This window comes from Pseudomonas sp. NFIX49 (genome assembly GCF_900115915.1).
GTDB lineage: Bacteria > Pseudomonadota > Gammaproteobacteria > Pseudomonadales > Pseudomonadaceae > Aquipseudomonas > Aquipseudomonas pharyngis.
Map to the genome: position 1 here is coordinate 376329 of NZ_FOYE01000007.1, position 8092 is coordinate 384420.

Sequence of the window (8092 nt, forward strand, 5' to 3'; positions counted from 1 at the left end):
CTGCGCAACCCGATCGCCGCGAAGCCATCCAGCGTATGGACGTAGAACTTGCACCCGAGCGAAACCCCGAATCCATCGTTTTCATCATTGATGATGACGCTCCTCTACGTGAGGCGCTTGGCAGCCTGCTGCGCTCCATCGGCCTGCGCGTCGAGCTGTTCGGATCGGTCGCCGACTTCATGCAATACCAGCGACCTGACCTGCCCAGTTGCCTGGTGCTCGATGTGCGATTGCAAGGCACCAGCGGGCTGGTCTTTCAGCAGGCGCTCGCCGACGCCAACATCCATCTGCCGATCATTTTCATGACCGGGTACGGCGACATCGCCATGACCGTTCGCGCCATGAAAGCCGGTGCCGTCGATTTCCTGGAAAAACCGTTTCGCGAGCAGGCAATGATCGACGCCGTGGTCGCCGCGCATACGCGGGACAGGTCACGCCGCGAGTGCGAACGCCGCCAAAATGAATTGCGCACACGCCATGGGACACTCACGGTCAGAGAGCAAGCGGTGATGGCGCTGGCCGTCTCGGGTCTGATAAACAAGCAGATCGCCAGTGCCATCGGCCTGAGCGAGATCACCGTGAAGATTCACCGCAGCCAGGCCATGCGCAAGATGCGCGCGCAGTCGTTTGCCGATCTGGTTCGAATGGCCGAAAGTCTGGGCATTAACCATTAGATGTATCGCCCTTATGCGGCGCGCATAGAGTTGTTTATATACGTTGGTATGACTTCTCCATACGCTGGCAGGATAAAACCAAACTTATGCAACATGGTTGATCCCTACCGCCAACAGTAAAATCCCTCCATCAAATGCGACGGCCGGCAAAGTTATTGACTTCGTGGTTTCCTCGCGCGCCGACACTTGTCGATCCACTCATTGACTCAGGGATGACTGATCAACATGTATGACTTTTTTGAAGACTCGTACCGCGTGCTGAAGTTGTCCCACGTGTTGCTGGCCGGTGGCCTGGGCATGTTGATGGTGGGGATTTTCCTGGCTTATGTGTTTGACGCTCACTTGAACTTGCCCACGCTGGTCGGCGCGCACGGGATGACGATCCTCGGGCCGACCGCGATCAAGCTGGGCTACGTCATGCGCTTGATTGCGTACAACCGTATTCGCCTGGCAGCACAGGAACATGGAGTTTCCCATTAGAAGTATTCGATTGAGTTCAGACCTGTCTGGTTGCAACCGGAAGTTCATTAACGAAATCCCACTACGACTCAGGATGATCATGATGAAAACTATTGGATTGGTATTACCCGTCGCCATTGTTTCAGCCACCTGGATAGTTGCCACTCATGCATTCGGCGCAAGTTGCCTGCCCGATATGCCGGTGGCGAACAGGCAGGAAACCAGTGCTCCGGATTCAGAAACTTCATCAGTGCAACAGCACCGGGCCAGAAAGGCGCCGACCCAGATTGCTGAAGGGGGGGCGGATCGGCTGATGGAGCGTCGTGTTGCCGAGGGCGGTTCGGATCGCCTGATCGAACGCCGGGTGGCCGAAGGCGGCTCAGATCGCCTGCTCGAACGCCGGGTAGCCGAAGGAGGCTCAGATCGCCTGATCGAACGCCGGGTAGCCGAAGGAGGCTCAGATCGCCTGATCGAACGCCGGGTAGCCGAAGGAGGCTCAGATCGCCTGATCGAACGCCGGGTAGCCAGCAATCAGTACGATGCCGCGATGAACATGCAAATGCATTTTTCGATGGATTGATTGGCCGGCTGAGCCCTTACTCCGGCAACCCCGCCAACCGCAAACCTTCGGCAAACCGGGCAATGTCTTCAGGTCGTTGAATGGGCAACCACGCGCGCAGGCTGGACACCCGCAACGTCGGGTCCAGCTGACGCACCCGTTCCATGGCCTGCCCGGCTTTGTCGGCTCGTTCATTGAGCGCGTGGCTGGCGGCGATCAGGGCCGCCGCTACCAGCAGACTGGGCAGGTTTCCCTGCGCTTTCTCGGCCCAGGAAACCGAACATTCGAAGCGACCGGCGAAGAAGTGCGCCAGCGCCATCCCGACCTGCATGCGGAACATTTCCGGATCCAGCGGGCTCAGGCGTACGGCATGTTCAAGGTTGGCAATGGCGGCTTCGGTTTCGCCACCCAAGGCGCGCAGGATGCCACCCAGATACCAGGCCGGCGCCAGATTGGGGTTGAGCAATCGAGCTCGATCAAGCAGGGCGATGCCGCAGTCGACATCCCCGGTCAGATGGGCCAGGGCATGACCGCAACGGGTCAGCGCCACGGCGTCATCGCGCCCCAGTTCCACACCCATGCGCGCCAGCCGCGCACCTTCGGCGATTTCCCGGGGCCGGTCGGTCATCCAGCCGTTGAGCTTGCGCCAGAAGTGGCACCACGCAGCCATGCCATACGCCGAGGCAAATTCCGGATCCAGTTCGATTGCCCGGTAGAACAGCGCCAGTGACTGCTCGATCGCCTCTTGAGTGCCGATGTGCAGCTTGGCCGTGCCCCGCAGGTAGTAATCGTAGGCATCGAGGCTGTCGGTGGGCTTGCGTTTGGCCCGCTCGATTTCCGCGCGCTCGAGCTGCGGCGCGATGGCGCCCACAACGCTTTCGGCCACCTGATCCTGGAGTTCGAAAATATCGTCGAGCAGGCCTTCGAAGCGCTCGGCCCACAGATGCGTGCCGCTGCACGCATCAATCAACTGGCCGGTGATGCGGATCTTGTTGCCGCACTTGCGCACGCTGCCTTCCAGCACGTAACGCACACCCAGTTCCTGTCCCACGCCCCGCGCGTCGACCGCCCTGCCCTTGTAGGTGAAGCTGGAGTTGCGGGCGATGACGAACAGCCAACGCAGGCGCGACAGCGCGGTGATGATGTCTTCGACGATGCCGTCGGCGAAGTAGTCCTGCGCGGGGTCGCCGCTGAGATTCTGGAACGGCAGGACGGTGATCGACGGCTTTTCCGGCAGGACAAGTGTCGTGGCCACTTCGGGTATCGCAGGCGCTTCGGGCGCATTGACGGGGCTGTCGCTCAAGGTGATTTCGCCGACGAAGCGATAGCCCTTGCGCGGCACCGTACGCACCATGCGCTGCTGCTCACCGGTGTCGCCGATGGCCTTGCGCACGGCGTTGATGTGGCTGGTGATGGTTGATTCGGAAACGATTCGGCCACTCCACACGACGCTCAATAGTTCGTCCTTGCTCACCACCCGCTCACGGTTGCTGACCAGTAACAGCAACAAGTCAAAGACCTGCGGCCCGACAGTCACGACTTGCCCGCGCCAGGTCAGTTCCCGGCGCTGCTGGTCGAGCAGGTAGTCTTCAAACACAAATTGCACGGTGGCTGTTCTCTGGTCTGGCGCCCCCGACTCCGTGTCCGAGCGGGCGATTGTCGTGCGCCCAATGATACGGCAGACCCTGGGCCGTCGCACCGGTCTGGGCATTGGTCTACGCATCTGCCGACGGATTGGCCTGTCTGGACAAAAAACCAAGGCAAATCCAAGGTCATCACAAGGATTTGCCCGAGCGCCGCAAGCATGCTCAACCCACATCGACAGCAACGGTTGCGGTCGGCAAGTGGAGAGATGCCATGAAGATAGTCGTAATCGGAGGCACCGGCCTCATCGGATCGAAACTTGTGAACAATCTGCGCGAACGCGGCCACGATGCCCGCGCCGCCTCCCCTAATACCGGCGTCAACAGCATCACCCGCGAAGGCCTGGCCGAAGCGATGGACGGCGCCCAGGTGGTGGTCGATGTGTCCAACGCCCCTTCGTGGGAAGACCAGGCCGTACTCGACTTTTTCGAAACCTCCACCCGTAACCTGCTCGCCGCCGAAGCCGCCGCCGGGGTTCGCCATCACGTGGCGCTGTCGATCGTCGCCAGTGAGCGCTCGCCTGCCAACGGCTACTTCCGTGCCAAGGTCGCGCAGGAAAACCTGATCAAGGCCTCGAGCATTCCGTACACCCTGCTGCGGGCCACGCAGTTCTTCGAATTTGTCGGCGGCATTGCCCAGTCCGCCACCGTCGGCGAGGAAGTGCGCCTGTCGCCGGCGCTGATCCAGCCCATGGCTTCTGACGACGTCGCTGCTGCGCTGACGGATGTGGCACTGGCAGCGCCGATCAACGGCACACAGGAAATCGCCGGTCCCGAAGCCATGCCGCTCGACGAGTTGGTCCGGCGTTTTTTCCGCGCCACCCACGACACCCGCAAAGTGATCCCGGACGTCCACGCCCGCTACTTTGGCGGCGAGCTCGACGACCAGTCGCTCACCCCCGGCAGCAGCAACCCGCGCCTGGGCCCGACGCGCTTTGAAGACTGGCTGGCGAAATCGACCCAGCACTGAAACACCCCACCTATTTCAAGGAGTATTGCCATGTTCAGCCGAATCCTGCTGGCCGCCACGTTTGCGGCCCTTTCAATCTCATCCGTCTCGGCCGCCGAGCCGCAGGCAGGCAAGGTCACCGTGGTGTTCGACCGCGCCCTGCCGAACGTTCCGGGAAAATCCATGAAGGGCGTGCTGGTGGAATACGCACCCGGTGGTTCTTCGCCGGCGCACTTTCATCCGAAGTCCGCGTTCATCTACGCCACGGTGCTTGAGGGCGCCGTGCGCAGCAAGGTAGGCGACGGGCCGGAGAAGGTCTACAAGGCCGGGGAAAACTTCGTCGAACAACCGGGCGACTTCCACGCGGTGAGCGCCAATGCCAGCACCACCGAACCGTCACGTCTGCTGGCAGTGTTCGTGCTCGACAGCAACGAGACCGACCTGGTCAAACCGGTCAAGCCGTAACCGATCCATACGCCAAACCACCTCCGGCAGCGCGGCTGCCGGAGAGCACCGCTAAGGGGCGCGTTCAAGGTCGGCGTTGCAAAACATGGCCGATCAAAACATTGATCTTTCGCCCCACACCCAGTAAAAAACCGTCTTCCCTTTCCGCCCTTGCAAGGAGCAGCGGATGCTCGAACTCGCCACGCAACGCCTGGACCTGCGCACGATGGTCGAATCCGACTGGCCGCTGTTCCTCAGGCTGCATTCCGAGCCGCAGACCATGCAGTACGTGTTCGGTGAAATTGCCGAAGAACAGGTACGCAAAGGCTTCGAGCATCGGCTTCCGGCCTGGGGGCCGCAGTCGGATCACTGGTTGTGTCTGGTGGTGACCGACAGGGCCAGCGGGCAGGAACTGGGCGTGACCGGTTTTCGTATCCTGTCGCCAGGGCATGCCGAGGTGGGTTGCCTGCTGTTGCCCGAGCATCAGGGCAAAGGCTTTGGCACCGAGTCGCGGCAGGCGATCATCGACTATGCCGCCGCCATCGGCCTGGACTCATTGGAGTCGACCGTGACCGACGGTAATATCGCGTCCTGCAAGGTTTTGGAGAAATGCGGTTTTGTATTCGAGCGCCGCGTGCCGCAGGCCTATCAGATTGGAGATCGGTGGTTTGACGACCTGATCTACCGCTATCAAATCAGTTGACCCCGTTTTATCAGCGACCGCCAAGGAGGCCCTCGTCGTGAATCCTTATCAATGCCTGCCACCCCGCGCTTTCTGGCGCACCGCCGTGGCTGACAAGCCCGCGCTGAACATCGATCAACTGTGGACGCCGCAGTTCGAGATCGGCAACAAGGACGCCATCGTCACCGCCGGCTCGTGTTTCGCCCAGCACATCGGCCGGGCGCTGGGCGAACGCGGCATGAACTGGCTGGATGCGGAACCGGCCCCGGCCGAACTGCCCGCAGCCGACTGGAAGGCCCACAACTACGGGGTGTTCTCGTTCCGCACCGGCAATCTGTACACCCCGGCGATGCTGTGCCAATGGCTCGAATGGGCCTTGGGCGTGAGCCTGCCACCCGACGAAACCTGGGCCCATGACGGGCGTTTCTTCGACCCATTCCGCCCCGCCGTGGAGCCCGACGGCTTTGCCAGCGAGGACGCGCTGTTCACCTCGCGCGAAGCCACCCTCGACGCCATTCGCAGCGCCCTGCGCCGAGCCAAAGTGTTCGTGTTCACCCTCGGTCTGACTGAAGCCTGGCAGAACCGTCAGACGGGTCTGGTGTATCCCGTGTGCCCCGGCACCGTGCGTGGCACTTTCGATCCGCAGCTGCACCGTTTCTGCAATTTCGGCTTCATGGACACCTATGGCGACATGGTGCGGGCGCTGGAATTGATGCGTTCGATCAACCCGCAGCTGCGCCTGCTGCTCACCGTGTCACCGGTGCCCCTGACGGCGACGGCCACGGGCGAACATGTGCTGAGCGCCACCACCTATTCCAAATCGGTGCTGCGCGCCGTCGCCGGGCAGCTGTGCGAAGACCTGCACGACGTCGACTATTTCCCTTCTTACGAAATCATCACCGGCACACCGTTCAAGGGCGCGTTCTACCAGCCCAACCAGCGCGAGGTCACGCCCGAAGGCGTGGCGTTTGTCATGCAGCAGTTTTTTGCCGGGCTCGATGCGGTTCAACCGGTGCAGACGCCGGTCAGCGTGCCCTCCACCTGCGTGTCCAGCGAGGAGCTTGTCTGTGAAGACGCCGTGCTCGATTACTACGCCTAGGTTTCTGCTGCTGGGCGACTCCCATGCCGGGGTCATCGGCAAAGCCGCGCAGGCCCGCGAGTTGCCGTTCAGCGGCGGCCCGCTGGGCACCGGCAGGGATTTCGCGGTGGATTTTTTCAGCCTGACCCGCCATGACGTGCTGTTTCGGGACGCCGAGATGGAACGTCTGTATCGCCAGGCCCTGGCGCCTTTCGAAGTGCCGCAGCTGGCGAAGGTCGGGGTGCCGCTGGTCAGCACCCTCGGCCTGAGCCTGCACTACCTCGCCACCGCGCCGAACTGGACGTGCTACCAGACACCGGACGGCGAATTCGACGAAGGTTTTCTCGCAGGTCCCCTGTTCGAATCCATCGTCGACACCTTGTCCAAACCTGCGCTGGCGTTCTATGAACAGGCCCGGGCGATGAACCTCAAGGTGTTCGCCGTGCTGCCGCCGCAGCGGGTGCCAGAGTTGTCCGATCCGCGGGTGTTCATGGCCGCGCAGGCGCTGCTGATCGAGCGCCTGCAAGGGCTCGGCATCGAGCTGATCGACGTGCGCGCGGCGGCGAACGATGAGCAGGGTTTTCAGCTTCCGGCGTACTGCGAAGTGGATGACCCGTTGCACGGGAATCTGGCGTTTGGCGAGCTGATCGTCGAGCAACTGCTCAAACAAGGTCTGTAAATGAGCGGTGGGAACGGCCCCCGCTCCCACCGTTTTTTTAGACTCAAGCCTTTGGCTGCGTCCCCAGAATCGTCACCCGCTCGCCATACCGCGAGTGCGGGAAATAATCCCAGACCGCATGGTGTTGGGTGCAGCGGTTGTCCCAGAACACCAGACTGTTCGGCGCCCAACGCACGCGGCAGCTGAGGACCGGCTCACGGGCCACCAGATCGAACAGCATGTTCAACAGCACCTGACTTTCGCCGCCAGACAACTGGACGATGTGCGAGGTGAACCCGGAATTGACGAACAGTGTTTTACGCCCGGTTTCCGGGTGGCGAACCACCACCGGGTGCTCGGTTTTCGGCAGGTTGGCCGGCGCCTCATAGCCCTTCCACGGAATCGCACCGTCATGGATCGCGGTCAATTCGCCGAGAAACTGCTGCATCGTCGGCGACAGCATTTCCAGCGCCAGGTGCATGTTGGCGAACAGCGTGTCGCCGCCGGTGCCGATGGCCGGGGTTTCCTTGACGTACAGCATCGAGCCCATGGACGGCGCCAGATCGGCGGTGCCGTCGGTGTGCCAGGTTTCGCCGGCCACATAGCGCGATTGCGCATTGGCGCGGATCACCACCAGCTCCGGGTCATCGCCGTCGATGTCCTCCACCGGCAGCGCCCGCAGCTCACCGAACAGCCGGCCAAACGCCTTGTGTTCGTCCACCGTCAGGTGCTGATCGCGGAACACCACCACGTGATTCTCCAGAAAGGCCCGGCGGATTTCCGCGAGCTGCTCGTCGCTCAGCGGCTGCGAAAGATCGACGCCGCCGATCTCGGCGCCGATGATCGGCGTGATCCGCTCGACCGTGATGTGTTGATACGGCGCGCGCCGTTCGGCGGCGATGCGCTCGATTGCCTTGAGTGCCAACTGATCCATGTTCCCTCACCC

At 62.0% G+C, this 8092-nt stretch carries 10 protein-coding genes; 8 read left to right on the top strand and 2 right to left on the bottom strand.

Annotated features, from left to right (window positions below):
* Nucleotides 1-35: 35 nt before the first annotated feature.
* The 3 genes from BMZ46_RS21865 to BMZ46_RS21875 all read left to right on the top strand — a co-directional run bounded on the left by BMZ46_RS21865 (nt 36) and on the right by BMZ46_RS21875 (nt 1713).
* Nucleotides 36-674, top strand: a complete 639-nt coding sequence (locus BMZ46_RS21865) for a response regulator transcription factor (RefSeq protein ID WP_074690961.1) — start codon at nt 36-38, stop codon at nt 672-674.
* A 225-nt stretch (nt 675-899) separates the two neighbouring features.
* Complete coding sequence (locus BMZ46_RS21870) at nt 900-1154, top strand: transmembrane sensor/regulator PpyR (RefSeq protein WP_074690735.1); 255 nt, start codon at nt 900-902, stop codon at nt 1152-1154.
* A gap of 82 nt (nt 1155-1236) precedes the next feature.
* Nucleotides 1237-1713, top strand: coding sequence for a phage infection protein (locus BMZ46_RS21875; RefSeq protein WP_254778441.1), 477 nt, complete (start codon nt 1237-1239; stop codon nt 1711-1713).
* 16 nt (nt 1714-1729) lie between these two features.
* On the opposite strand, the gene BMZ46_RS21880 is transcribed toward BMZ46_RS21875, so the two are convergent.
* The gene (locus BMZ46_RS21880) at nt 1730-3298 is read right to left on the bottom strand and encodes a winged helix-turn-helix domain-containing tetratricopeptide repeat protein (protein ID WP_074690733.1); all 1569 of its coding nucleotides are present in this window, start codon (nt 3296-3298) and stop codon (nt 1730-1732) included.
* Between the two features lie 251 nt (nt 3299-3549).
* On the opposite strand from BMZ46_RS21880, the gene BMZ46_RS21885 reads away from it, so the two are divergent.
* The 5 genes from BMZ46_RS21885 to BMZ46_RS21905 all read left to right on the top strand — a co-directional run bounded on the left by BMZ46_RS21885 (nt 3550) and on the right by BMZ46_RS21905 (nt 7167).
* Nucleotides 3550-4305 carry an SDR family oxidoreductase gene (locus BMZ46_RS21885; protein WP_074690732.1) on the top strand — a complete coding sequence of 252 codons (756 nt, stop codon included), beginning with the start codon at nt 3550-3552 and terminating at the stop codon, nt 4303-4305.
* A gap of 30 nt (nt 4306-4335) precedes the next feature.
* Nucleotides 4336-4749 carry a cupin domain-containing protein gene (locus BMZ46_RS21890; RefSeq protein WP_074690731.1) on the top strand — a complete coding sequence of 138 codons (414 nt, stop codon included), beginning with the start codon at nt 4336-4338 and terminating at the stop codon, nt 4747-4749.
* 166 nt (nt 4750-4915) lie between these two features.
* A complete protein-coding gene (locus tag BMZ46_RS21895) occupies nt 4916-5431 on the top strand; it encodes a GNAT family N-acetyltransferase (protein WP_039771072.1) in 516 nt (171 codons plus the stop codon).
* A 37-nt stretch (nt 5432-5468) separates the two neighbouring features.
* Nucleotides 5469-6509, top strand: a complete 1041-nt coding sequence (locus tag BMZ46_RS21900; RefSeq protein WP_074690730.1) for a GSCFA domain-containing protein — start codon at nt 5469-5471, stop codon at nt 6507-6509.
* A complete protein-coding gene (locus BMZ46_RS21905) occupies nt 6478-7167 on the top strand; it encodes a hypothetical protein (RefSeq protein WP_074690729.1) in 690 nt (229 codons plus the stop codon). Before BMZ46_RS21900 ends, BMZ46_RS21905 begins: the two co-directional genes overlap by 32 nt.
* Nucleotides 7168-7210: 43 nt before the next feature.
* Here the strand turns inward: BMZ46_RS21905 and BMZ46_RS21910 are convergent, their stop codons facing one another.
* Nucleotides 7211-8080, bottom strand: coding sequence for a TauD/TfdA dioxygenase family protein (locus tag BMZ46_RS21910; protein ID WP_039771066.1), 870 nt, complete (start codon nt 8078-8080; stop codon nt 7211-7213).
* Nucleotides 8081-8092: the final 12 nt, after the last annotated feature.